Genomic DNA, 23,813 nt, shown 5'->3' on the forward strand with positions numbered 1-23,813 from the left:
ACCGACCCTATTCATTCTTGAGGGTGATTGCGTGATTGCAAATTGGCATTGGATTGAAGGACGACGCGCAGGGGCCAGCGGTTAAGTCCGAGCCCGCGCCGCCCGACTTCTCTCCGAAAATACCGGTCGTCGCCTCAAGCATTTTTTGATGAGGGACCTGCTTGACGTCGATGGGCACTTGCATGAGGATTATTTGCATCGTATACGATTTAATCGCTAGCGACAACAAATGAACATCGACCGCACGAGGAAATGACCATGATCCATCTGACTCAAGCCAGCCGCCAGTTCACCGAGATCGGCCTTCCCGGCATCCGCGTCGCCACTGTCTGGGGCGAGAACGGCAACGGCTCGGACTTCATCGAGTTCAAGGCCGGTACCCGCTTCCCCCTCCACGACCATGAAGGCCCGGAAGAAATTCTCATGCTGTCGGGCCGCATCCGCTTCGGCGATCTGGTGCTTTCAGCGGGCGACTACCTGAGGATCGGCTCCGGTGAAGAGCACGACGCGGAAGCCCTCGAAGACTCCGTGTTCTTCCTTGCCCACATTGGCGGTGCAGTGATCAAGGAATGAGCGCGCCGGCGATGATCGAGGCGGGATACGGCGTCCGCGACATCGCGGGCGCTCTATTTCCGGATCGATTCGCAGCGGCCCTTGGTCGGCCCCTGAACTCAAGGCACTTCCGATGTTCTCGCATGCGATCTATAGTCCGGACATTCGAGACATCGGTCTTTGTTCAACGAGGAAACAGATGAAATCCACCGGCAGATCGACCCCGGCCCAACCGGCCCCGCTCTCAGACTTTCTGTGCTTCGCGGTCTATTCCGCGAACCTGGCCTTCGGCAAGGCGTACAAGCCGATTCTCGAGCAGCTCGGGCTGACCTACACCCAGTTCATCGCCATCGTCGCGCTATGGGATGAAGACAATCAGACCGTCGGCAGCCTCGGTGAAAAGCTCTTTCTGGAGTCGAACACGCTCACGCCGATGCTGAAGAAGCTCGAGGCGATGGGCCTGGTCCAGCGTCAGCGCGATCCAGAAGATGAGCGTCAGGTGCGCGTCAGCCTGACAAAGGCGGGCAAAGAGCTTAGGGAGCAACGCGCGGAAACAGGCCTCAACGGTGCAACGGGCCTGGACTCGGATGAGTTCGTGCGCATGCAGCAGGCCGTCGCGGCGCTACGCGACAACCTCCTCAAATCGTCTGGAAGCCGCAAGTGAGTTTCGTGCTCGCGTAGATTGCGCTGAGCTATGCGAAGCCCAACGAATGCTGTCGGCGCCCCTTCAGGGCGCGCCGAACATCATGGTCCAGTAGATGCCATTCTCGCTGCGGGTTTGTGCAGCGTAGGCGGCGCCGACTTGCGTGAAACGGGGATTCATCAGATTGGCGCAATGGCCTGGGCTGGCCAGCCAACTGTCCATGGCCGCGCGCGGTGAGCCCTGCCCCGCAGCAATGTTCTCGCCGACTTGTCGTCCCCGGTAGCCCGCGGCCCGCGCCCGGTCGAAAGGCGAATCGCCGTTGGGATCGTTGTGGGAGAAGTAGTCGCGGTTGGCCATTGAGCGGCTGTGCTGCTGGGCTGCACTGCCAAGGGCGGGGCTCCAGGCGAGAGGGCGGGTAGCGGCAAAGCGCTTGCCACCGCACATACGCGGCTTGGCCCGCGCCGCATTGACCTGAGCCAGCAGCGCCTGACCGGCCGAGCGGGTATCCCCAAGCTGGGCACTGGCCATGGGTCGGGCCAGTACCAGGCGCCACTGATTGCCGCTACGACTAATGCCGACATCGGTCACCTGCGGGTCCATCAAATCCGTGCAGTAGTCATCGCGGAGCATGTCGAACGCCAAACGCGCATCACGCGCCCCGGACAAGCGGATGCTCCGCACCTCACCGGCCACGTAGCCGGCATCGCGCAGCCCCCGGCGCAGTTCACCCGAGTACCCCACCGGCAGTGCCACGTTGGCTTTCATCTTCAGCGGCGGTGCCGCCTGGACACTGCTCCACCCGCAACGCTGGCTGTGGGTGCGGTAGTCGTTGATCGCTGCCAGCAGTTGACGCTCATCACCCGCCTGGGCGGCGTGGGTGAACAGGGACAGCAGGGCAAGTGGCAAGGTTGGAAGCAGACGAAGGGATCGGCGGATTGGGCGCATGGAATGGCGTGCAGGAGAGTCATTGTGATTTCGGGGCTGGCGTATGACTGCGCCGTGCAACACAGGTTCGGGGCGCCCAGAAAAAATTCACCTCCCGGCGATCGCGTTGCGTCGTTCGGTATTTCCGTAGCCAGCAGCCCGGCTGATATCCGGACTAGGGTGCTGGCCACGTCTCCGTTCCGGCAAATGGCTCGTACCTACACGCTATAGCTGTGCCACATGCCCCTCGGAGCGGCGGTGAGCCATCAGGTGCGGCAGCACCGCCGACAGCAACGGTTCCTTGAAAGCCTCCTGGAACCGATGCGCCAGGCCGGGAATCAGCTTCAGCTCCGAACCCTTGATATGCGCCGCCACATGCACGCCATGCATCACCGGCAGAAGCGGATCGGCCGTACCGTGCACCACCAGGGTGGGCACCTGCAGGCGATTGAGCATGTCGACGCGGCTGGGCTCGGCGAGGATCGCCAGCATCTGCCGCTGCACACCTTCGGGGTTGAAGGAGCGGTCGTAGGCGCGGGCAGCCTGCTCCAGCAGTTGAAAGCGATCGTCGCTGACATCGGGACTGCCCAGCGCGGCGAGCAAGTCGGCCTGTTGCTGGATAGCCACCTCGCGGCTCGGTGCCTCGCGCCGTGCAAGCAGCTCCAGCAGCGCCGAACTAGGCGCCGGCAAGCCCTGGGCGCCGGAGCTGGTCATGATCAGGGTCAGGCTCAGCACCCGCTGCGGAGCGAGGTCGGCCAGGTGCTGGGCGATCATCCCGCCCATGCTGGCGCCCAGTACATGGGCCTGCCGAATGTGCAGGGCATCCAGCAGGTGCAATGAGTCGCTGGCCATGTCGCGCAGGCCGTAAGGCGCTGAAACCGGCAGGCCCAGGCGATAACGCACCACTTCGTAAGGCAGGTTGGTCGAAGGTGCGGGGCCAATCCAGGCCGAGAGTCCGACGTCGCGATTGTCGAAACGGATGACCCGGAAGCCGTTTTCGCAGAGGCGCTGCACCACCTCGTCCGGCCAGTGGATGAGCTGTCCGCCCAGGCCCATGATCAACAGCAGCGCCGGGTCCCGCTCACGCCCTACGCTCTGGTAAGCCAGGCGCACCTCGCCCAGGTCGACGGTCTCCGTCGGCACGGCGACATCGCAGCGAGCGTTGGCGATAGCAAAGGAAGGCAGGCCGCAGATGAGCGCGGCGAGCAGGATCAGCACACGCATGATGGAAATCCAGAACGCAAAACCCCAGTTGAACGCGATTCTGATGAATTCCTGTCGTTCGCTCTGCCATAGAACCGTGACAATTTCATGACGAGCGCCGAACGGTCGTTTCCCTGCCTCGTCTACTCCGTCTCAGGCCAGTGAGAGCATCAGGATGACCTGTGCCTCGCCGGCGCGAGTCACCCCTCGCCCTCCGGGATAGTGGGCGGGGGTGCGGGGTGCGCCAGCGGGCACGTTTTTGGGAGGTACAGAACTGTTTCGCCCTGCGCCTCAGGCCCCCACCTGGCGCAATGGTGCGTGGCTGCGCTGGGCGCTTTCCCAGTTCGCGGCCAGGCCCACCGGTGCGTCTTCAGGCGCCAGCGGCCGACGGCCACGCACCAGGTCAGAAGCGCGTTCGGCGAGCATGATGGTCGGTGCGTTGAGGTTGCCGTTGGGCTCGGTGGGGAAGACCGACGAGTCGATCACCCGCAACCCCTGGATGCCCCTTACGCGCAGCTCGGAATCCACCACGGCCATGTCGTCCTCACCCATGCGGCAGGAGCCGCAGGGGTGCATGGTGCTTTCCATGTTGGCGCGCACGAAGGCGTCGATTTCCTCGTCCGTCTGCACGTTCGGACCGGGTGCCAGTTCGACGCCCCGGTAACGATCCATCGCCGGCTGGCCGATGATCTCGCGGGTCAGGCGCACACAGCGGCGGAAGCCTTCGCGGTCCTCCTCGCTCTCCAGGTAGTTGAAGCGAATTTCCGGGTGCTGGTACGGGTCTGCCGAGAGGGCACGGACGTGTCCACGACTCTTTGGCTTGTTGGGACCGGTGAGCACCATGAAGCCATGCCCCTTGAAGGGTTTGTCGCCGTCGTAGCGCATCGCCGCCGGGAGGAAATGGAACTGGATGTCCGGCCAGCGCAAACCCTGTTCGGAGCGGATGAAACCACCCGCCTCGAAGTGGTTGCTCGCACCCAGGCCGTCCTTGAACAGCAGCCAGCGCAGGCCGATCATCGCCTTGGCCAGCAGGCCCATCTTGCTGTTCAGCGTCACCGGTTCCTTGCATTCGTACTGGATGTAGATTTCCGAGTGATCCTGCAGGTTCTCGCCTACACCCGGCAGGTCATGCCTGACCTGGATGCCGGCCTTCTCCAGCACCGCTGCCGGACCGATGCCGGAGCGCTGCAACAGGTGCGGCGAACCAATGGGACCGGAAGACACCAGCACTTCGCGATTGCAGTGCACGGTATGCGTCTGGCCGCCCTGGTCGTACTCCACGCCGACAACCCGCTTGCCGTCGAGAAGCAGGCGCCGGGTCATGGCATGGGTGATCACGGTCAGGTTGGGACGCTCCATGGCCGGACGCAGATAGGCGTTGGCGGTGGACCAGCGCACGCCGTCCTTCACGGTCATGTGCATGGCGCCGAAGCCTTCCTGCATGTAGCCGTTGCAGTCCTCGGTCTTGATGTATCCGGCCTCGGCACCCGCCTCCACCCAGGCGCCATACAGCGGGTTCTGCATGTTGTTGCCATTGTTGGTGGCCAGGGGGCCGCTGGCACCCCGGTAATCATCGCCACCGAACTTGAAGGTCTCCGCACGCTTGAAGTACGGCAGGCAGTTCCGGTAGCTCCAGTTCTTCGCTCCCAGGCTTTCCCATTCGTCGAAGTCATAGGCATGGCCACGGATGTAGACCAGGCCGTTGATCGAGGACGAACCGCCGAGCACCTTGCCCCGCGGGCAGTGCAGGCGGCGTCCGTCCAGATGCGGCTCGGCCACCGTCTCGTAGCGCCAGTTGTACTTCTTCGTGTTCATCGGGATGGAAAACGCGCTGGGCATCTGGATCAGCACACTGCGATCGCTGCCGCCGAACTCCAGGACCAGTACGGAGGTGCCGGCATCCTCGGTCAGGCGGTTGGCCAGGACGCAGCCAGCCGAGCCGGCGCCGATGATGATGTAGTCGTATCGCTTATTCATTGCTGTAGCCCTTTGCGGTGAGGCCCAGGGCCTCAGTGTTGCGTTCGTTGCCCTTTGGGTAGGCGCCCCAGCCCATGCGGGTGGCCAGCACGCGGGTCAGCACGTAGTGGACCAGCCCGGCCAGCAGGCAGGACGGCAGGGAAGCGGTGGCGAAGGTGAAGAAATTGGTATTGGCCAGGGTCTGCGGGTTGAACACCACCACGTAGATGGCGAAGCCGGCGGCCAGCGCCACGATGGCCGCGGGGTTGAAACCGCGCCAGAAGTGGAATGGCGAATGTGCTTCGTTGGCGTAGAGGTGGCGCAGGTTCAGGCGCTGGCGGCGGAGGAAGAAGTAATCGGCGATGCCGATGCCCGCCAGGGCGCTGTTCAGGGCTGAGGTCCAGACCAGGAAGATGAAGAAGCCGTCGTAGATGCCCGGCGCAAAGAGCACGATCAACCCCGGCACCAGGCAGAACAGCACCACCAGCCACTCCCAACTGAATTCCCGCAGCTTCTGGCCGGCAAGCTGGCGCAGGCCGACGATGGAGGTGTAGAGGATGTTCACCATGCTGGTGACGTTGGCGAAGGCTACGAAGCCCAGGGCGATGACACCGAAGGTCAGGCCACCGATCCGGGTCATCCAGACCGTGGGATCGCTGTCTCCCAGGGCGGCGGCGGCCAGCAGGCCAACCACTTCACCCAGGGCGGCGGCCGCGAAGATGCCGATGATGTTCGGCCAGTACGAAGTCCGCTGGTTCTTCGAGAGGCGCGCCAGGTTGCCCACATAGGGCCACCAGGAGAAGCCCGCGGCCATGTTCACCTCGACGGCGATCATGAAGTTCACCCGCTTGTCGTCGAAGGGAGCGTCCAGCGCGGGCATGGCCATCAGCTCGGAGAACGCGTGCTCGCTGAGGATCATGTAGAACATCACGCCCATGATCACCACCAGAGCCGGCGCCACGATGGTGTTGAACACCTTGATCGACGTCGGTCCCTTGGCGACCACGAAGCCGGTGAGGACCACCGCGAAGAACCCCGCGCCCAGGACCAGCCAGCCACTGGCATCGGTCTTGTGCTCCGACACCAGTCCGGCAAGGCCGTCGATGGAGCGGCCGAACATCAGCCCCAGGACCGCCAGCCAGCCCATGGTGAGGAGCACCACCGCCAGCACGTAGACCAGCCGGCTGCCGTTGCCGCCGAACATGCTGCGCAGGAAGGTGAACTGCTCGGTGCCGTACTTGCCGCAGGGTACGCAGGTAGCGAAGGTGGTCAGCAGCACCCCGAGGATGTTGCCGATGACGATGGCGGCGATGCCCTGCTGCGGCCCGACGAACAGGGCCGTGGCACCGCCGATGAGGAAGGCCCAGGTGGCGATGGCCAGGGCGGAGTTCGCGTAGGTGAACTCCCAGAAGCCCCACATGCGTTCCGAGGGGAGGAGCGGCGTATCGCCCCGCTCGGCTTCCAGGCTGTGATTGACGGGTTCGTGGTGGGTCATGGCTCAGTACCCCCAGAGGTAGAAGCCGACGACCAGGACCAGCGTCATCAGGATGGTTGCGATGTAGTCGACGGCGTTCAACGCCCCCGGCCACTTCTTGCTTGCTTCCAACTGCTCATAGACGCGTATGCGCCTTTCCAACTCTTGTGCACGCTCGATATCGGGTTGGCTGTTCATCTGGGCATCACCTCAATGGGTTCTTGTTCTTGAAATTCGATGCATCCCGGCCAATCAGGACCGTCGCCCGAAGGCGACGGCTACTTCCGCCCAGCTCCTCAGGGCAGTGTGATCCACACGGCTTTGGTTTCCAGCAGGTATTCCAGTTGCTCCGACCCGAGGTCCTTGCCGTAGCCCGACTGCTTGTAGCCGCCGAAGGGCATCGAGGGATCGAGGGTGCTGTGGGCGTTGACGTAGACGGTGCCCGCACGCAGGCGCGGGATCAGGTTGTGGACCCGCCCGAGGTCGTTCGAGTAGAGCGCCGCGGCCAGGCCGAAGAGCGAATCGTTGGCCAGCGCCAGGGCTTCTTCCTCGGTATCGAAGGCGGCAGTGACCAGCACCGGGCCGAAGATTTCCTCCTGGACGATGCGCATGTCGTTGCGGCAGTTGGCGAAGACGGTTGGCTGGACGAAATAGCCGGGGCCTTCGACCGGTTCGCCGCCGTAATACAGCTCCGCGCCCTCCGCCTTGCCGGCCTCGATGTACTCAAGCACCCGCTGCTGTTGCTGACGCGAAACCATCGGGCTGATGAAGCAGTCCGGGTCCAGTCCGGGAGCGATCTTCAGCGTTGCGGTGTAGCTGGCCAGTTCGCGCAGGAACTCGGCGTAAACGCTGCGATGGACGTAAGCACGGGTACCCGCGTCGCAAACCTGTCCGGAGTTGAAGAACACCCCGTTGGCCACCGCCTGGGCCGCGGCCTTGATATCGGCGTCGGCGAAGACGATCACCGGCGACTTGCCGCCCAGCTCCAGGGTCAGGCGCTTCATCTGGTCCATGGCCGCCTTGCCCACGCCGCAGCCGACTGGGGTCGAGCCGGTGAAGCTCAGCTTGTCGATTCCCGGATGGCAGGACATGGCTGCTCCGACCACGCTGCCGCGACCGGTGACGATATTCACCACGCCATCGGGGATGCCGGCTTCCTGTACCAGCTCGGCGAAACGCAGGGCCGAAAGGGAGGTCAGCTCCGCCGGCTTTACCACCACGGTGCAACCCACCGCCAGTGCCGCGCCAAGCTTCCAGGCCATGGTCTGCAGCGGGAAGTTCCAGGGCACGATGACGCCCACCACACCCACCGGCTCCTTGCGCGTATAGGCCAGGTAGTTGCCCGGCAGCGAGGGTTCGACGGTGCGGCCATGGATTTTGCTGGCCCAGCCGGCGAAGTAGCGGAAGGTGTCGATGGTGCCCTGGATATCCACGGCCCGCGCCTGGGCGACCGACTTGCCCATGTCAATGGATTCTATTTCTGCCAGCTCATCGGCATTGGCCTCGATCAGGTCGGCCAGGCCATGCAGCAGGCGCTCACGCTCCAGCGGCTTGAGCTGGCTCCAGGCGCCACCGTCGAATTGCGCACGCGCGGCCTGCACCGCACGGTCCAGGTCCTCAGGCGCACCCATGGGAATGCGGGTGAGCACTGCACCGGTGGAAGGCTCGATCACCTCGGCACTGGCGCCATCGGCAGGCTCCAGCCAGGCGCCGCCCACGAACATTTTCTGCGTCTTGCCGAGGAAGCGCTGGGTCGCTTCGGATACGCCGAACTGCTGCAGATAGTCTTTTACCTTGATGTCCACGCTCTGTTCCTCCTGGCCTGTCAGCGGTTGCGGGCGCGTTCGTGGAAGATGAAGCCGATGCTGTTCATCAGCAGTTGCGCCGCGAGAATCGAGGTGGCGCCGGTGGGGTCATAGGCCGGTGCAACCTCCACCAGGTCGATGCCGACGACCCGGCCCTGGCTGCGTTTGGCCAGCGCCTGGATGATTTCCAGCACCTCGTAGTAGAGGAAGCCGCCGTGGCTGGGCGTGCCGGTGCCGGGAGCGATGGACGGGTCGAAGCCGTCGATGTCGATGGTGATGTAGTAGTCCAGGCCTTCCGGGATCTTCGCCATGACGCCTTCGGTCCCCAGCCGGCGTACATCGCGTACCGAAAGAATCTGCGAGCCGGCGGCGCGGGCGGCGTCGTAGTCATCGCGGTTGGAGGAAGACACGTTGCGAATGCCCATCTGGGTCATTCCGACGATGTGGTCCAATTCGGAGGCGCGGCGCAGCGGGTTGCCATGGCCGTAGCGCACACCGTGGCGCTCGTCGACGAAGTCCAGGTGCGCATCGAAATGCACGATATGAATGGGGGCGTGGCCCTCGAAGGCCTTGATCACCGGGGCGTGGATCGAATGGTCACCACCCAGCACCACCGGCATGGCACCGGATTCGAGAATCTTGCGTACGGCGAATTCGATGTTGTCGTTACTGGAAGCCATGTCGGTGTGGACGATGTCCGCATCGCCGACATCCACCATGGTCACCTGGTCCTGGGTGAGATAGAGGGCGTCGTCCTCATGGTCGTAGGCGCCGGAATGGCCAAAGGAAAACAGCGTGGAAGCTTCGCGAATGCTGCGTGGTCCGAAGCGTGCCCCGGAGCGCCACTGGGTGCCCATGTCGTTGGGCGCACCGAGCACGGCGACGTCCGCGTTGATGGCATCCCAATCGGTGCAGATCGGGGACTTGGCAAACGTGCAGTGACCTACGAAAGGCAGGTTCAACCGTCCGGACTCATAAGCATTCTTCGACATCGTCGTGCGCCTCGCTTCTTGTTTTCAGTGGTCGGCGAACCGGCTTGGAATTCGCCGTTGCAGGCACTATGGGCGCAGGATTATTTTGTAAAAATGCAAAACATCAGATGCTCATATCGTTGATTCCGAAGTAACGATCGACTGGGAGGTTCGCGTGATCCAGTTGCATGATGTGGACCTGAAACTGCTCAGGGTCTTCGCCACCATCGTCAAATGCGGCGGTTTCTCTGCCGCTCAGGCCGCACTGAATGCAGGCCAGTCCACCATCAGCGAACAGATGAACCACCTGGAGACGCGACTGGGGGTCAAGCTCTGCCAGCGCGGCCGCAGTGGTTTCCGCCTGACCGAACAGGGCGTGGCCATCCATGAGGCGACCCAGCGGCTGCTTTCGGCGGTGGAGACCTTCTGCATGGACGCCGATGTGCTCAAGCAACGCATCAGCGGCAAGCTCAACCTCGGCATCATCGACAGCACCATCACCGACCGCGACTCTCCCCTGCCCCGCGCCACTCAGCGTTTCGTCTCCCGAGGGCACGACGTGCACCTGAGCGTCTACGTCGGGACACCCGCCGAATTGGAAGAGCGGGTCCTGGACAATCGCCTGCACCTGGCCATCGGTCACTTCCCTGTGCGCATCCCAGGCATCCACTACTCGCCGCTTTACCACGAGGCACTGGGACTTTATTGCGGGCGCCACCACCCACTGTTCGAGACCGGGCTGGAAGGGGCCGAGCTGGGCAAGGCCATTGGCGCCAGCCGCATCGTGGTGCGCGGCTACATGCAGCAGTACGATCTCGACGTACTGGGCGTGAGCAAGGCCGCGGCCACTGTGGACAATATCGAGGCGCTGGCCATCCTGATCATTTCCGGCGCCTACCTCGGCCTGCTGCCGATGCATGTCGCCGAACAATGGGTACGCACCGGCGAAATGCGCCGCTTGCCCATCACCGATTCGCAACTCGAATCGCCGTTCGACGTGATCACCCGTCGCGGGGCGATGCCACCGATCCTCCATGCCTTCCTCGAAGACCTGACCCAGTGCTCCAGCGGCACGGGCAGAACTTGAGCCATTCGCAGGCGACCCTCCCATGCGCATCCACGTCACCTTCATCGACCGCGTCGGCATCACCCAGGAAGTCCTGGCCTTGCTCGGTGGCCGCAACCTCAACCTGGAAGCGGTGGAGATGATTCCGCCGAACGTGTACATCGACGCCCCCAGCCTCGGTCCGGAAGTGCTGGAAGAACTGCGTGAAGCCCTGCACGGCTTACAAGGCGTGCAGGCGGTGACCGTGGTCGACATTCTTCCCGGCCAGCGCCGCCGCCTGCAGCTCGACGCCCTGCTGGCGGCAGTCAGCGACCCGGTACTGGCGGTGGACGACAGCGGCCATGTACTGCTGGCCAACCCCTCGCTGACCAACCTCTACGGTCGCGAGCCTGCCGGGGAGCCACTGTCGAACCTGTTCGATGATCCCGCGCTGGCGCAAACCCTGATCGACCGTGGCTTTCGCCTGCCCATGTGCGAAGTGGCCTTCAAGGGACAGGCACTGCTGCTGGACGCCACACCAATCAGCAGCGCCGCGGATGGCGGACCGGGTGACCTGGCCGGGGGCCTGCTCACCCTCTATCCACCGAGTCGTATCGGCGAGCGTCTGGCCTCTCTGCGCCATGACGGCGGCGAAGGCATGGAAGCACTGCTCGGCAAGTCGCCGCCGCTGAAGCAGCTCAAGGCACGTCTGCGCAAGGTCGCCGGTCTGGACGCGCACCTGCTGATCCGCGGCGAGACTGGCACCGGCAAGGAACTGGTGGCCCGCGCCTGCCACACCCTGAGCGAGCGACGCGACGCGCCATTCCTGGCGTTGAACTGCGCGGCACTGCCGGAAAGCCTGGCCGAAAGCGAACTCTTCGGTTACTCGGCGGGCGCCTTTACCGGCGCCCAGCGCGGCGGCAAGCCCGGTCTATTGGAAATGGCCGACGGCGGCACGGTGTTCCTCGATGAAGTCGGCGAGATGTCTCCCTACCTGCAAGCCAAACTGTTGCGCTTTCTCAGCGATGGCTGCTTCCGCCGGGTTGGCGGCGACCGCGAAGTGCATGTGAACGTCCGCGTCCTCGGCGCCACCCACCGGGACCTGGAGGCCATGGTCGGCGCCGGCAGCTTCCGTGAGGATCTGTTCTACCGCCTCAACGTGCTGAACCTGGACGTCCCGCCCCTGCGCGACCGTGGCCAGGACATCCTCCTGCTTGCCGGGCATTTCCTCGACCAGGCCTGCGCGCAGATCCAGCGGCCGCCCTGCCAGTTGGCCCCGACCACCTACCCCCTGCTGCTGGGCAATCGCTGGTCGGGCAACGTGCGCCAGTTGCAGAACGTGATCTTCCGCGCTGCCGCCGTCAGCGAAGGCGACCTGATCGACTGCGACGACCTCGAGCTCGCCGGCACCGCCCTCAGCCCCCAGCAGGTCGATTCTCTGGAGGTCACCAGCCTGGAAGACGCGGTGCAAGGCTTCGAGAAGAACCTGCTGCAACAGCTCTATGCCGTCTACCCGTCCACGCGGCAGTTGGCGACCAGGCTGAGTACCTCCCACACCGCCATCGGGCAGCGGCTGCGCAAGTACGGTATTTCCCGATAAGGACTGCTCTTTTGTAGGAGCGAATTCATTCGCGATTGTGGGAGCGAGCTTGCTCGCGAACGGTCCGACCACGATCTTTCGCGAGCAAGCTCGCTCCTACAGTTCATCCCCGGTTCGAATCCATTCCACTGGAGCGATTTCGCTCCACTCCTCCTCAAGCCCCGGTTTCCGGGGCTTTCCTCGCTCAGGGCGATTGAAAGACGCTTTTCGGAGTGGAGCGATATCGCTCCAAAAATAATCAGCCGGGAACGAAAAAACCCATCAATCCATTGATATATAAGCCTTTTAAGTAGTTGGCACCTCAATTGCTCTTGTTCCATCAGCCGAGCCAAGCGCTCGGGACCCAACCTGATAACAAGAGGACGTTCCATGACCACTCTGCGTTTTACTCCCGAGCACGAATGGCTGCGTGTCGAAGCCAACGGCGAAGTGACTGTCGGCATCACCAGCTATGCCCAGGAAGCCCTGGGTGACGTGGTGTTCGTGCAGTTGCCCGACGCGGGACGCTATGAGCAGGGCGCCGAAGTCGCCGTACTGGAATCGGTGAAGGCCGCCAGCAATATCACCATGCCGCTCGACGGCGAAGTGGTCGAAGTGAACCAGGCTCTGGCCGAAAACCCCGAACTGGTCAACGAAGCCCCCCTGGACGATGGCTGGTTCTTCCGCATCCGTCCGAACGATCCCGAAGCCGTCGCCAACCTGATGGATCAGGCCGGTTACGACGCGTTCCTCGCCGACCAAGCCTGACGGAGGAGCCGCCATGAGCCTCGCCCAATACCCCCTGGACACGCGCAACGAGTTCGTCCCGCGCCATATCGGCCCGCGCAATGTTGATATCCAGTCCATGCTGCAGCTGCTTGGTTTCGACAGCCTGGAAGCGCTGATCGCCAGTGTGGTGCCCGACAGCATCAAGGGCACCAGCGTGCTCGACCTGCCGGCCGGCCAGGGCGAGGCCGAAGCGCTCGCCGCGATCAGGGCCATCGCCGCGAAGAACCAGCTGTTCAAGAGCTACATCGGCCAGGGCTACTACCCTTGCCACACCCCCAGCCCGATCCTCCGCAACCTGCTGGAAAACCCCGCCTGGTACACCGCCTACACCCCCTACCAGCCGGAAATCTCCCAGGGCCGCCTGGAAGCCCTGCTGAACTTCCAGACCCTGGTCAGCGACCTCGCCGGCCTGCCGGTGGCCAACGCCTCCTTGCTCGACGAAGGCACCGCCGCCGCCGAAGCCATGACCTTCTGCAAGCGCCTGGCGAAGAACAAGGCCAGCAACGCCTTCTTCGCCTCCCAGCACTGCCACCCGCAGACCCTCGACGTGCTGCGCACCCGCGCCGAGCCGCTGGGCATCGAAGTGGTGATCGGCGACGAGCGTGAGCTCAGCGACGCCAGCGCCTACTTCGGCGCCCTGCTGCAGTACCCCGCCGCCAACGGCGACCTCTTCGACTACCGCGAGCTGGTGGCGCGCTTCCACGCCGCCGGCGCCCTGGTCGCCGTCGCCGCCGACCTGCTGGCCCTGACCCTGCTCACCCCGCCCGGCGAGTTCGGTGCCGACGTCGCCCTCGGCAGCGCCCAGCGCTTCGGCGTGCCGCTGGGCTTCGGCGGCCCGCACGCGGCCTACTTCGCCACCCGCGACAACTTCAAGCGCGACATGCCGGGCCGCCTGGTCGGCGTCTCCATCGACCGCCACGGTAAGCCGGCCCTGCGCCTGGCCATGCAGACCCGCGAACAGCACATCCGCCGCGAGAAGGCCACCAGCAACATCTGCACCGCGCAGGTGCTGCTGGCCAACATCGCCAGCATGTACGCCGTCTACCACGGTCCGCAGGGCCTGACCCGCATCGCCCGGCGCGTGCACCAGCTGACCGCCATCCTCGCCGCCGGCCTGACCCAGCTGGGGGTTGCCGTCGAGCAGGAAGCCTTCTTCGACACCCTGACCCTGGCCACCGGCGCCAAGACCGCCGACCGGCACGCCCAGGCCCGCGCCCAGCACCTCAACCTGCGTGAAGTGGATGCCGTGCGCCTCGGCCTGTCCCTTGACGAGACCACCACCCAGGCCGACGTCGAGCAGCTCTGGGCACTCTTCGCCGACGGCCAGGCCCTGCCGGTCTTCGCCGAACTGGCCGCCACGGTCGCCAGCCGCCTGCCGGCCGCCCTGCTGCGCCAGAGCGCGATCCTCAGCCACCCGGTATTCAACCGCTACCACTCGGAAACCGAGCTGATGCGCTACCTGCGCAAGCTCGCCGACAAGGACCTGGCGCTGGACCGCAGCATGATCCCGCTGGGCTCCTGCACCATGAAGCTGAACGCCGCCAGCGAAATGATCCCGGTGACCTGGGCCGAGTTCGGCGCCCTGCACCCCTTCGCCCCGGCCGAACAGTCCCAGGGCTACCTGGAACTGACCCGCGAGCTGGAAGCCATGCTCTGCCAGGCCACCGGCTATGACGCCGTGTCCCTGCAGCCCAACGCCGGCTCCCAGGGCGAGTACGCCGGCCTGCTGGCGATCCGCGCCTACCACCTCAGCCGTGGCGACGACCAGCGCGACATCTGCCTGATCCCGCAGTCGGCCCACGGCACCAACCCGGCCACCGCCAGCATGGTCGGCATGCGCGTGGTGGTGACCGCCTGCGACGCCCGCGGCAACGTCGATATCGCCGACCTCAAGGCCAAGGCCGAGGAGCACCAGGAGCGCCTCGCCGCGCTGATGATCACCTACCCGTCGACCCACGGCGTGTTCGAGGAAGGCATCCGCGAAATCTGCGACATCATCCACGCCAACGGCGGCCAGGTGTACATCGACGGCGCCAACATGAACGCCATGGTCGGCCTCTGCGCCCCGGGCCAGTTCGGCGGCGACGTCTCGCACCTGAACCTGCACAAGACCTTCTGCATCCCCCACGGCGGCGGCGGCCCCGGCGTCGGCCCGATCGGCGTGAAGGCCCACCTGGCGCCCTTCCTGCCCGGCCACGCGCACATGGCACGCAAGGACGGCGCGGTCAGCGCCGCGCCGTTCGGCAGCGCCAGCATCCTGCCGATCACCTGGATGTACATCCGCATGATGGGCGGCGAAGGCCTGCGCCGCGCCACCCAGATGGCGATCCTCAACGCCAACTACATCGCCCGCCGCCTGGAAGAGCACTACCCGGTGCTCTACACCGGCAGCAACGGCCTGGTGGCCCACGAGTGCATCCTCGACCTGCGTCCGCTCAAGGAAACCAGCGGCATCAGCGTCGACGACGTCGCCAAGCGCCTGATCGACTACGGCTTCCACGCCCCGACCATGTCCTTCCCGGTGCCCGGCACGCTGATGATCGAGCCCACCGAAAGCGAGTCGAAGGAAGAGCTGGACCGCTTCTGCGACGCCATGATCCGCATCCGCGAGGAAATCCGCGCGGTGGAGAACGGCGAACTGGACAAGGACGACAACCCGCTGAAGAACGCCCCGCACACCGCCCAGGAACTGGTCGGCGAGTGGACCCACCGCTACAGCCGCGAACTCGCCGTGTACCCCAGCGCCAGCCTGGTGGACGGCAAGTACTGGCCGCCGGTGGGCCGCGTGGACAACGTCTACGGCGACCGCAACCTGGTCTGCGCCTGCCCGTCCATCGAGGCCTACCAGGACGCCTGACCCAACCACCTCCCGTGGGAATAAATCCTTGTAGGAGCGAATTCATTCGCGATCGAACGTCCAGGGGGGCTGCTGCGCAGCCCTTCGCGGATGAATTCGCTCCCACAGCCCGACCTGACAAGAAGGAAAACGACCATGTTCCACAAGAGCCTGACCCTCTCCGATTTCGACCCCACCCTCTTCGACGCCATCCGCCGCGAGGCCCAGCGCCAGGAAGACCATATCGAGCTGATCGCTTCGGAGAACTACACCAGCCCGCAGGTGATGCAAGCCCAGGGCAGCGAGCTGACCAACAAGTACGCCGAGGGCTATCCGGGCAAGCGCTACTACGGTGGTTGCGAGTTCGTCGACAAGGTCGAGCAGCTTGCGATAGACAGAGCCAAGCAGCTGTTCGGCGCCGACTACGCCAACGTCCAGCCGCACTCCGGTTCCCAGGCCAACAGCGCCGTCTACCTGGCCTTGCTGAACGCTGGCGACACCATTCTCGGTATGAGCCTGGCCCATGGCGGCCACCTGACCCACGGTGCCAAGGTGTCGTCCTCAGGCAAGCTGTACAACGCGGTGCAGTACGGCATCGATGGCAATGGCCTGATTGACTACGACCAGGTCGAGCGCCTGGCCGTGGAACACAAGCCGAAGATGATCGTCGCCGGCTTCTCCGCCTACTCCAAGACCCTCGACTTCCCACGCTTCCGCACCATCGCCGACAAGGTGGGTGCGCTGCTGTTCGTCGACATGGCCCACGTTGCTGGCCTGGTCGCCGCCGGCCTGTATCCCAACCCGCTGCCCTACGCCGATGTGGTTACCACCACCACCCACAAGACCCTGCGCGGTCCGCGTGGCGGCCTGATCCTGGCCAAGTCCAACGAAGAGATCGAGAAGAAGCTGAACTCCGCCGTATTCCCCGGCGCCCAGGGCGGCCCGCTGATGCACGTGATCGCCGCCAAGGCCGTGTGCTTCAAGGAAGCGCTGGAACCCGGCTTCAAGGATTACCAGGCCCAGGTGATCAACAACGCCCAGGCCATGGCCAAGGTGTTCATCGATCGCGGCTACGACGTGGTGTCCGGCGGTACTGACAACCACCTGTTCCTGGTCAGCCTGATTCGCCAGGGCATCACCGGCAAAGACGCCGACGCCGCCCTCGGCCGCGCCCATATCACCGTGAACAAGAACGCCGTACCGAACGACCCGCAGTCGCCCTTCGTGACGTCGGGCTTGCGCATCGGCACCCCGGCGGTGACCACCCGCGGCTTCCAGGTGGCGGAATGCCGAGCGCTCGCGGGCTGGATCTGCGACATCCTCGACCACCTCGGCGATGCCGATGTCGAGGCCCAGGTGGCACGCCAGGCAGCGGCACTCTGCGCACGCTTCCCGGTGTACCCGGCCTGACCCCCTTTTCGAGAAACGCCCCATGTCGCTGAGTGTCTTCGATCTGTTCAAAGTGGGTATCGGCCCCTCCAGCTCCCACACGGTGGGGCCGATGCGTGCCGCCGAACGCTTTATCCTCGGTCTTGAATCGGACCGGCTGATGGGCCAGGTAGCAACCGTGCGAGCCGAGCTGTACGGCTCCCTCGGCGCCACCGGCAAGGGCCACGGCAGCGACAAGGCCGTGCTGCTCGGCCTGGAAGGCGAACAGCCGGACACCGTCGATACCGAACGAGTGGACGAGCGCCTCGCGGCCATTCGCCAGCGCGGCGAACTGCGTCTGGGGGGCGAGAAACCCATCCACTTCGTGGAAAAGGAACACCTGGCGCTGATCCGCAAGCCGCTCCCCTACCACCCCAACGGCATGATCTTCCGCGCCTTCGATGCCGCCGGCATCCAGATCCGCGCCCGCGAGTACTACTCGGTGGGCGGCGGCTTCGTCGTCGATGAGGAAGCCGCCGGCCTGGATCGCATCGTCGAGGACCGCACGCCGCTGCCCTATCCGTTCAAGACCGGGCGCGACATGCTCGCCCAGTGCAGCGCCAGCGGGCTCGCCGTCAGTGGCCTGATGCGCGAGAACGAGAAGGCCTGGCGCACCCCCGAGGAAACCAGCGCCGGGCTGATGAAGATCTGGCAGGTGATGCAGGACTGCGTCACCACCGGCTGCCGCAAGGAAGGCATCATGCCCGGCGGACTCAAGGTCAAGCGCCGCGCCGCCGCGCTCTACCGCCAGCTCAGCGAACACCCGGAGGCCAGCCTCAAGGACAGCCTCTCGGTGCTCGACTGGGTCAACCTCTATGCCCTCGCGGTGAACGAGGAAAACGCCACCGGCGGCCGCGTGGTCACCGCGCCCACCAACGGCGCGGCCGGCATCGTCCCGGCGGTGCTGCACTACTACAGCCGCTTCGTGCCCGGCGCCAACGACGACGGCGTCGAGCGCTTCCTGCTCACCGCCGCCGCCATCGGCATCCTCTACAAGGAGAACGCCTCCATCTCCGGTGCCGAAGTCGGCTGCCAGGGCGAGGTCGGCGTGGCCTGCTCGATGGCCGCCGGCGCCCTCTGCGAAGTCCTCGGCGGCACCCCGCAGCAGGTGGAGAACGCCGCCGAGATCGGCATGGAGCACAACCTCGGGCTGACCTGCGACCCGGTCGGCGGCCTGGTCCAGGTGCCCTGCATCGAACGCAACGCCATGGGTTCGGTGAAGGCCATCAACGCCGCGCGCATGGCCTTGCGCGGTGACGGCCAGCACTTCATTTCGCTCGACAAGGTGATCCGCACCATGCGCCAGACCGGTGCCGACATGAAGAGCAAGTACAAGGAAACCGCCCGCGGCGGCCTCGCCGTGAACATCATCGAATGCTGAAGAGCACCTTCTCCCCAGCCCTCTCCCGCACGCGGGAGAGGGAGCTTGTCTCCCCCCGCCCTTCAGGGAGAGGGGCCGGGGGAGAGGGCTGCCCCAACCCGCACCGACTTTTGCTTTGGAGCCTTACATGACCGACCTCGCCAAGACCCCGCTGCACGCCCTGCACCTCGAACTCGGCGCCCGCATGGTGCCCTTCGCCGGCTACGACATGCCGGTGCAATACCCCCTCGGCGTGCTCAAGGAACACCTGCACACCCGCGAGCAGGCCGGCCTGTTCGACGTCTCGCACATGGGCCAGGTCATCCTGCGTGGCGACAACGCCGCCCGCGCCCTGGAGAGCCTGGTGCCGGTGGACATCCTCGACCTGCCGGTGGGCACCCAGCGCTACGCGATGTTCACCGACGAGAACGGCGGCATCCTCGACGACCTGATGGTCGCCCGCCTGGCGGACGACACCCTGTTCCTGGTGGTCAACGCCGCCTGCAAGGAACAGGACCTGGCGCACCTCAAGCAACACCTCGCCGAGCAGTGCGAAATCGAATCGCTGTTCGACTCCCGCGCCCTGCTCGCCCTGCAAGGTCCGGCGGCCGCCGCGGTACTCGGCCGCCTCGCCCCGGAAGTGCAGAAGATGACCTTCATGCAGTTCGGCAGCGTGCGCCTGGAGGGCGTCGAGTGCTACGTCAGCCGCTCCGGCTACACCGGCGAGGACGGCTACGAGATTTCCGTGCCCGTGGCCCAGGCCGAAGCCCTGGCACGCACCCTGCTGGCCCAGCCGGAAGTCCAGCCGATCGGCCTTGGCGCGCGCGACTCGCTGCGCCTGGAAGCCGGCCTGTGCCTCTACGGCCATGACATGAGCCCCGCCACCACCCCGGTGGAAGCCAGCCTGCTCTGGGCCATCTCCAAGGCCCGCCGCGCCGACGGCCTGCGCGCCGGCAATTTCCCTGGCGCCGGTCGGGTCTTCGCCCAGCAGCGCGATGGCGTGCCGAGCAAGCGCGTCGGTCTGCTGCCGCAGGAACGTGTGCCGGTGCGCGAAGGCGCCGAGATCGTCGACGCCGACGGCACGGTGATCGGCCGCGTTTCCAGCGGTGGCTTCGGCCCCAGCCTGGGCGCCCCGGTCGCCATGGGCTACGTGAGCACCAGCCATGCCGCCGTGGACAGCGAGGTCTGGGCCCTGGTGCGCGGCAAGCGCGTGGCGATGAAAGTGGCCAAGACGCCCTTCGTGCCGCAGCGTTACTACCGCGGCTGAAGGCTGGTGCCTTCCTTGAACGGGTAGGAGCGAGCTCTGCTCGCGAACAGCTTCGCGAGCAAGCTCGCTCCTACGAAAATCGCCCGAGCCTTCGGAGCAAGAGCATGACCGAAACCCAGATCCCTCCTCGTCCACAGCCCTTGCAAACCGGCGTGAAGCTGCGCGGCGCCGAGAAGGTCGCGCGCATTCCGGTGAAGATCATTCCCACCGAGGAGGTGCCGCGCAAACCCGACTGGATTCGCGTGCCCATCAGCGCCTCGCCCGAGGTCGCACGCATCAAGCAATTGCTGCGCAAGCACAAGCTGCACAGCGTTTGCGAGGAAGCGTCCTGCCCGAACCTGGGCGAGTGCTTCTCCGGCGGCACCGCCACTTTCATGATCATGGGCGACATCTGTACCCGTCGCTGCCCCTTCTGCGACGTCGGTCATGGCCGGCCGAAGCCGCTGGATGCCGACGAGCCGAAGAACCTCGCCATCGCCATCGCCGACCTGCGCCTGAAATACGTAGTGATCACTTCGGTAGACCGCGACGACCTGCGCGACGGCGGTGCCCGGCACTTCGCCGATTGCCTGCGCGAGATCCGCAAGCTGTCGCCGGGCATCCAGCTGGAAACCCTGGTGCCGGACTACCGTGGCCGCATGGACATAGCCCTGGAAATCACCGCCACCGAACCGCCGGATGTGTTCAACCACAACCTGGAAACCGTACCGCGCCTCTATCGCTCTTCGCGTCCGGGGTCGGATTTCGAGTGGTCGCTGGACCTGCTGCAGAAGTTCAAGCAACGGGTGCCCCGTGTTCCGACCAAGTCCGGCCTGATGCTCGGCCTGGGCGAGACCGACGACGAAGTGATTGAAGTCATGCAGCGTATGCGTGAACACGAGATCGACATGCTCACCCTTGGTCAGTACCTGCAACCGTCCCGCAACCACTTGCCGGTGCAGCGATTCGTCCATCCCGACACTTTCGCCTGGTTCGCCGAAAAGGGCGCTGAGATGGGGTTTGCGAACGTGGCATCCGGCCCGCTGGTTCGTTCCTCGTACCACGCCGACCAGCAGGTGCATGGCAGGAAGATCAACTGATCCTGCAGCTCTCCAGGACAAGTGTTCCAAACGCTGCGCCACCTGATGCGGCCCTCTCCCCCGGCCCCTCTCCCGCAGGCGGGCGAGGGGTGACTCGCGCCGATGAGGGACAAACCCCTCTGAATCCACCAGCGGCCTGACATTGAGTAACGAAGGTGGGGCAGCGACCCTGCGCCTTCAGCAGGCCGAGCGGAATCGTTGCAGAGGGGACGAACGGCATGGATGCCGCGAGAGGCGTGTGGGGCCATGGATGGCCCCTCGCGCCGTGCCCCTGGAGCAAGGCTGGAGTGAGGGGAGTTTGGCGAAGGCAAACGGGGACGCCGAGTTCCGGATGCAGGGGCAAGTTTTTTGGTTCCTTTTCGACGATTGGAAAAGGGAATCGCCCGGCAAGGCGAAACAGAAAGCCTCCGCAGAACTGGATCAGCAACCTGGCTCGAATTGCAGCAGCAACACCAAAGACGGCTGTCGACAGCCCCCGCAACTTGAGACAAACTCAACAACTTCGCGTTTCTCTCAAATTCCACTCATGGAGGCCGCCATGCTCGAGCTTCGCCACCTCAAGACCCTGCACGCCTTGCGCGAGGCCGACAGCCTGGTGGAAGCCGCAGAACGCCTGCACCTCACCCAGTCCGCCCTCTCCCACCAGTTCAAGGAACTGGAAGAGCGCCTGGGCATGCAGCTGTTCGTGCGCAAGACCAAACCGGTTCGCTTCACCAGCGCCGGCCTTCGTCTACTGCAACTGGCCGACAGTCTGTTGCCGCAACTGCGCAGTGCCGAGCGTGACCTGGCGCGTCTGGCTGGAGGAACCGCCGGCCGACTGCACATGGCCATCGAGTGCCACAGCTGCTTCCAGTGGCTGATGCCCACCATCGACCAGTTTCGCGATGCCTGGCCGGAAGTGGAGCTGGACCTGGCGTCCGGGTTCTCTTTCGCCCCCCTGCCCGCCCTGGCCCGCGGTGACCTGGACCTGGTGGTGACCTCCGATCCGGTGGACCTCGCCGGCATCACCTATGTGCCGCTTTTCACCTACGAGGCCCTGCTGGCCGTGGACAACCAGCATGCCCTGGCGAGCAAGCCGTTCATCGTCCCCGAGGACCTGGCCAGCCTGACCCTGATCACCTACCCGGTGGAGCGCGATCGCCTGGACATCTTCACGCGCTTCCTGGAACCGGCGGATGTGGAACCCGCTCAAGTGCGCACGTCGGAGCTCACGGTGATGATGATGCAACTGGTGGCCAGCGGCCGTGGTGTCTGCTGCCTGCCCAACTGGGCGCTGCACGAATACAGCTCACGGGGCTATGTAACGGCCAAACGCCTGGGTGAGAAGGGTTTGTACTGCACGCTGTTCGCGGCGATCCGCGCCGACATGCTGGACGCCCCGTTCATGCGCGACTTCCTGCTGACGGCCAAGGACACGTCGTTCGCCACCCTGGAAGGGGTAAGCGCGGCGCGTTGATGAGTGAGATTGAGGTCTTTCAAGCCATAGCCCGGATGAAATCCGGGCACCCCGCCCGGTTTCCCCGGATTGCATCCGGGCTATGTGTTACTCGCTTGGAACGGTCGGATGCACCGGAATAGCCGGGCCCAGATAGGCATTGGCCTGCTGGATATCGTCCTCGCCCAGCGACCCCACCGACGCCGCCAGGCGCAAGCGCGACAATAGATAGCGCAGCTTCGCCTCCAGGAGGTCCCGACGGGCGATGAAGGCCTGTTCCTCGGCATTGAGGATGTCCAGGTTGGTACTGGTACCGGCCTGGAAGCCCTTGCGTGCGGACTCCTGGGCCCGCTCGCTGGACACCACCGCGGTCTCCAGGGCGCGTACCCGTTGCTCGCCACTCTGTACCCCACGGAACTCGCGGGTAGTTCCGGACAGCACTTCCTCGCGGCTGGAGTTCAGCTGGTCGTTGGCCAGCTCGCGGTTAGCCGAAGCCTGGCGCACCTGGGCGCTGGTGGCGCCGCCGGTGAAGATCGGGATACGTAACTCCACCCCGACAGAACCGTATTTGTTGGTCTGGTTCTGGGTCGAAACCGAGTCGCTTTCCGTGTCGTTGTAGGCGGCGACGAAATCCAGGGTCGGCCAGTGTCCCGCTCTGGCCCGATCCACCTCGTCGACCGCGATATCCAGGCTACGGCTGCGGGCGATGATGGTTGGGTTGTTGGCCCGCGCATCGTTGATCCAGTCCTGCAGGGTCGGTGGCTCCAGCGGCGGCGTGGGGAACTCGGTACGCAGGGTGGACATATCCTCTGGCAGCACGCCGAGCAGCTCCTGCAGCAGGCGTCGCGCCACCAGCAGGTTATCTTCGGCTTCGATCAGCTCGGCCTTGGCCAGGTCGCGTCTGGCAGACGCCTGGTCGACGTCGATCACGGTACCGTCGCCCAGTTCGAAACGTCGCTTGGCGGCCTTCACCTGGTTCTCCAGGTTCTTCAGCTTGACCTCGGCCAGATCGATGGTTTCCAGCGCCAGCAGCACGGCGAAATAACGGCTGGCCAGGCTGACCGCCGACTCCTGGGTCTTGGCGTCGAATACCGCATCACTGAACAGGGTGCGTTGCTTGCCCTGGCGGTACTCGGCCATCCGCTGCTTGTTGAACAACGGTTGGCGCAACTCCACCACCGCCCCCTTTGAGTCGTACTCCAGGTCGCTCTCCACGGAGTTGCCCAGGAAGTTGTCCTGCTCGCTGGTGCCGTCCACCCGTTTCCAGTAGGCGGTACTGCTGATGTTCGGCAGCAGGCCGGCCTTGCCCAGTTCCTTGTATTCCTGGCCGGCCTGGCGTTCATGCACCGATGCCAGATAGGTCGGTCCCTGGGTCTGGTAGACGCCCCAGGCTTCGCTGAGGTCCATGGCCGTCGCGGGCATGGCGACGGCTCCGAGCAAACCGGCAATGGCCATCCGGGCTCTCAT

19 protein-coding genes are annotated in these 23,813 nt (G+C 64.9%); 11 read left to right on the top strand and 8 right to left on the bottom strand.

Translation table 11 applies throughout. The features are described 5' to 3' along the window. The first annotated feature begins 258 nt into the window (after positions 1–258). Together SA496_RS18990 and SA496_RS18995 are read left to right on the top strand one after the other, a co-directional pair. On the top strand, positions 259–573 hold the full coding sequence (locus SA496_RS18990) for a cupin domain-containing protein (RefSeq protein WP_330114297.1): 315 nt from the start codon (positions 259–261) through the stop codon (positions 571–573). A gap of 178 nt (positions 574–751) precedes the next feature. Beyond that, positions 752–1,216 carry a MarR family winged helix-turn-helix transcriptional regulator gene (locus SA496_RS18995; protein ID WP_120655051.1) on the top strand — a complete coding sequence of 155 codons (465 nt, stop codon included), beginning with the start codon at positions 752–754 and terminating at the stop codon, positions 1,214–1,216. 63 nt (positions 1,217–1,279) lie between these two features. Here SA496_RS18995 and SA496_RS19000 read toward each other — a convergent pair whose 3' ends face one another. The 7 genes from SA496_RS19000 to speB all read right to left on the bottom strand — a co-directional run bounded on the left by SA496_RS19000 (position 1,280) and on the right by speB (position 9,549). Then, a complete protein-coding gene (locus SA496_RS19000; RefSeq protein WP_330114298.1) occupies positions 1,280–2,140 on the bottom strand; it encodes a CAP domain-containing protein in 861 nt (286 codons plus the stop codon). Positions 2,141–2,344: 204 nt separating this feature from the next. Then, entirely contained in the window at positions 2,345–3,343 is a 999-nt protein-coding gene (locus SA496_RS19005; RefSeq protein WP_153918843.1) for an alpha/beta fold hydrolase, read from the bottom strand. Positions 3,344–3,613: 270 nt separating this feature from the next. Next, positions 3,614–5,299: a choline dehydrogenase gene (betA, locus tag SA496_RS19010; RefSeq protein WP_120655048.1), complete on the bottom strand. Its 1,686-nt coding sequence runs from the start codon at positions 5,297–5,299 to the stop codon at positions 3,614–3,616. Continuing rightward, positions 5,292–6,773: a purine-cytosine permease family protein gene (locus SA496_RS19015; protein ID WP_330114299.1), complete on the bottom strand. Its 1,482-nt coding sequence runs from the start codon at positions 6,771–6,773 to the stop codon at positions 5,292–5,294. The genes betA and SA496_RS19015 overlap by 8 nt, the downstream gene beginning before the upstream one ends. 3 nt (positions 6,774–6,776) lie before the next feature. Then, positions 6,777–6,950, bottom strand: a complete 174-nt coding sequence (locus SA496_RS19020; RefSeq protein WP_162945877.1) for a hypothetical protein — start codon at positions 6,948–6,950, stop codon at positions 6,777–6,779. A gap of 98 nt (positions 6,951–7,048) precedes the next feature. Then, entirely contained in the window at positions 7,049–8,557 is a 1,509-nt protein-coding gene (locus SA496_RS19025; RefSeq protein WP_120655046.1) for an aldehyde dehydrogenase family protein, read from the bottom strand. A gap of 20 nt (positions 8,558–8,577) precedes the next feature. Further along, positions 8,578–9,549: an agmatinase gene (speB, locus tag SA496_RS19030; protein ID WP_120655045.1), complete on the bottom strand. Its 972-nt coding sequence runs from the start codon at positions 9,547–9,549 to the stop codon at positions 8,578–8,580. Positions 9,550–9,703: 154 nt separating this feature from the next. On the opposite strand from speB, the gene SA496_RS19035 reads away from it, so the two are divergent. From SA496_RS19035 to metR, 9 genes are all read left to right on the top strand, one after another. After that, positions 9,704–10,615 carry a LysR family transcriptional regulator gene (locus SA496_RS19035; protein ID WP_120655044.1) on the top strand — a complete coding sequence of 304 codons (912 nt, stop codon included), beginning with the start codon at positions 9,704–9,706 and terminating at the stop codon, positions 10,613–10,615. 22 nt (positions 10,616–10,637) lie between these two features. Continuing rightward, positions 10,638–12,173 (top strand): sigma-54-dependent transcriptional regulator, encoded by a 1,536-nt coding sequence (locus SA496_RS19040; RefSeq protein WP_330114300.1) that lies wholly within the window; start codon positions 10,638–10,640, stop codon positions 12,171–12,173. A gap of 369 nt (positions 12,174–12,542) precedes the next feature. Next, positions 12,543–12,920: a glycine cleavage system protein GcvH gene (gene gcvH, locus SA496_RS19045; RefSeq protein WP_120655042.1), complete on the top strand. Its 378-nt coding sequence runs from the start codon at positions 12,543–12,545 to the stop codon at positions 12,918–12,920. Positions 12,921–12,933: 13 nt separating this feature from the next. After that, positions 12,934–15,798: an aminomethyl-transferring glycine dehydrogenase gene (gene gcvP, locus SA496_RS19050; protein ID WP_330114301.1), complete on the top strand. Its 2,865-nt coding sequence runs from the start codon at positions 12,934–12,936 to the stop codon at positions 15,796–15,798. A gap of 135 nt (positions 15,799–15,933) precedes the next feature. Continuing rightward, positions 15,934–17,187 (top strand): serine hydroxymethyltransferase, encoded by a 1,254-nt coding sequence (gene glyA, locus SA496_RS19055; RefSeq protein WP_330114302.1) that lies wholly within the window; start codon positions 15,934–15,936, stop codon positions 17,185–17,187. A gap of 22 nt (positions 17,188–17,209) precedes the next feature. Further along, the gene (locus tag SA496_RS19060; RefSeq protein ID WP_330114303.1) at positions 17,210–18,586 is read left to right on the top strand and encodes an L-serine ammonia-lyase; all 1,377 of its coding nucleotides are present in this window, start codon (positions 17,210–17,212) and stop codon (positions 18,584–18,586) included. A gap of 127 nt (positions 18,587–18,713) precedes the next feature. Then, the gene (gene gcvT, locus SA496_RS19065) at positions 18,714–19,832 is read left to right on the top strand and encodes a glycine cleavage system aminomethyltransferase GcvT (protein WP_330114304.1); all 1,119 of its coding nucleotides are present in this window, start codon (positions 18,714–18,716) and stop codon (positions 19,830–19,832) included. A gap of 104 nt (positions 19,833–19,936) precedes the next feature. Next, positions 19,937–20,911: a lipoyl synthase gene (gene lipA / locus SA496_RS19070; protein ID WP_330114305.1), complete on the top strand. Its 975-nt coding sequence runs from the start codon at positions 19,937–19,939 to the stop codon at positions 20,909–20,911. A gap of 538 nt (positions 20,912–21,449) precedes the next feature. Next, positions 21,450–22,367, top strand: a complete 918-nt coding sequence (metR, locus tag SA496_RS19075; protein WP_120655036.1) for a transcriptional regulator MetR — start codon at positions 21,450–21,452, stop codon at positions 22,365–22,367. 87 nt (positions 22,368–22,454) lie between these two features. On the opposite strand, the gene SA496_RS19080 is transcribed toward metR, so the two are convergent. Further along, complete coding sequence (locus SA496_RS19080) at positions 22,455–23,813, bottom strand: TolC family outer membrane protein (protein WP_330114306.1); 1,359 nt, start codon at positions 23,811–23,813, stop codon at positions 22,455–22,457.

The organism is Pseudomonas sp. JS3066 (genome assembly GCF_036328175.1).
Classification (GTDB): domain Bacteria; phylum Pseudomonadota; class Gammaproteobacteria; order Pseudomonadales; family Pseudomonadaceae; genus Metapseudomonas.

Excerpts from the sequence above, each read along its gene's own strand:
- SA496_RS19060 (WP_330114303.1), top strand. The coding sequence starts at position 17,210 with ATGTCGCTGAGTGTCTTCGATCTGTTCAAAGTGGGTATCGGCCCCTCC.
- SA496_RS18990 (WP_330114297.1), top strand. The coding sequence starts at position 259 with ATGATCCATCTGACTCAAGCCAGCCGCCAGTTCACCGAGATCGGCCTT.
- speB (WP_120655045.1), bottom strand. The coding sequence starts at position 9,549 with ATGTCGAAGAATGCTTATGAGTCCGGACGGTTGAACCTGCCTTTCGTA.
- SA496_RS19000 (WP_330114298.1), bottom strand. The coding sequence starts at position 2,140 with ATGCGCCCAATCCGCCGATCCCTTCGTCTGCTTCCAACCTTGCCACTT.
- glyA (WP_330114302.1), top strand. The coding sequence starts at position 15,934 with ATGTTCCACAAGAGCCTGACCCTCTCCGATTTCGACCCCACCCTCTTC.
- SA496_RS19015 (WP_330114299.1), bottom strand. The coding sequence starts at position 6,773 with ATGACCCACCACGAACCCGTCAATCACAGCCTGGAAGCCGAGCGGGGC.
- SA496_RS19040 (WP_330114300.1), top strand. The coding sequence starts at position 10,638 with ATGCGCATCCACGTCACCTTCATCGACCGCGTCGGCATCACCCAGGAA.
- gcvT (WP_330114304.1), top strand. The coding sequence starts at position 18,714 with ATGACCGACCTCGCCAAGACCCCGCTGCACGCCCTGCACCTCGAACTC.
- gcvP (WP_330114301.1), top strand. The coding sequence starts at position 12,934 with ATGAGCCTCGCCCAATACCCCCTGGACACGCGCAACGAGTTCGTCCCG.
- betA (WP_120655048.1), bottom strand. The coding sequence starts at position 5,299 with ATGAATAAGCGATACGACTACATCATCATCGGCGCCGGCTCGGCTGGC.
- SA496_RS19020 (WP_162945877.1), bottom strand. The coding sequence starts at position 6,950 with ATGAACAGCCAACCCGATATCGAGCGTGCACAAGAGTTGGAAAGGCGC.
- metR (WP_120655036.1), top strand. The coding sequence starts at position 21,450 with ATGCTCGAGCTTCGCCACCTCAAGACCCTGCACGCCTTGCGCGAGGCC.
- gcvH (WP_120655042.1), top strand. The coding sequence starts at position 12,543 with ATGACCACTCTGCGTTTTACTCCCGAGCACGAATGGCTGCGTGTCGAA.
- lipA (WP_330114305.1), top strand. The coding sequence starts at position 19,937 with ATGACCGAAACCCAGATCCCTCCTCGTCCACAGCCCTTGCAAACCGGC.
- SA496_RS18995 (WP_120655051.1), top strand. The coding sequence starts at position 752 with ATGAAATCCACCGGCAGATCGACCCCGGCCCAACCGGCCCCGCTCTCA.
- SA496_RS19005 (WP_153918843.1), bottom strand. The coding sequence starts at position 3,343 with ATGCGTGTGCTGATCCTGCTCGCCGCGCTCATCTGCGGCCTGCCTTCC.
- SA496_RS19080 (WP_330114306.1), bottom strand. The coding sequence starts at position 23,813 with ATGAGAGCCCGGATGGCCATTGCCGGTTTGCTCGGAGCCGTCGCCATG.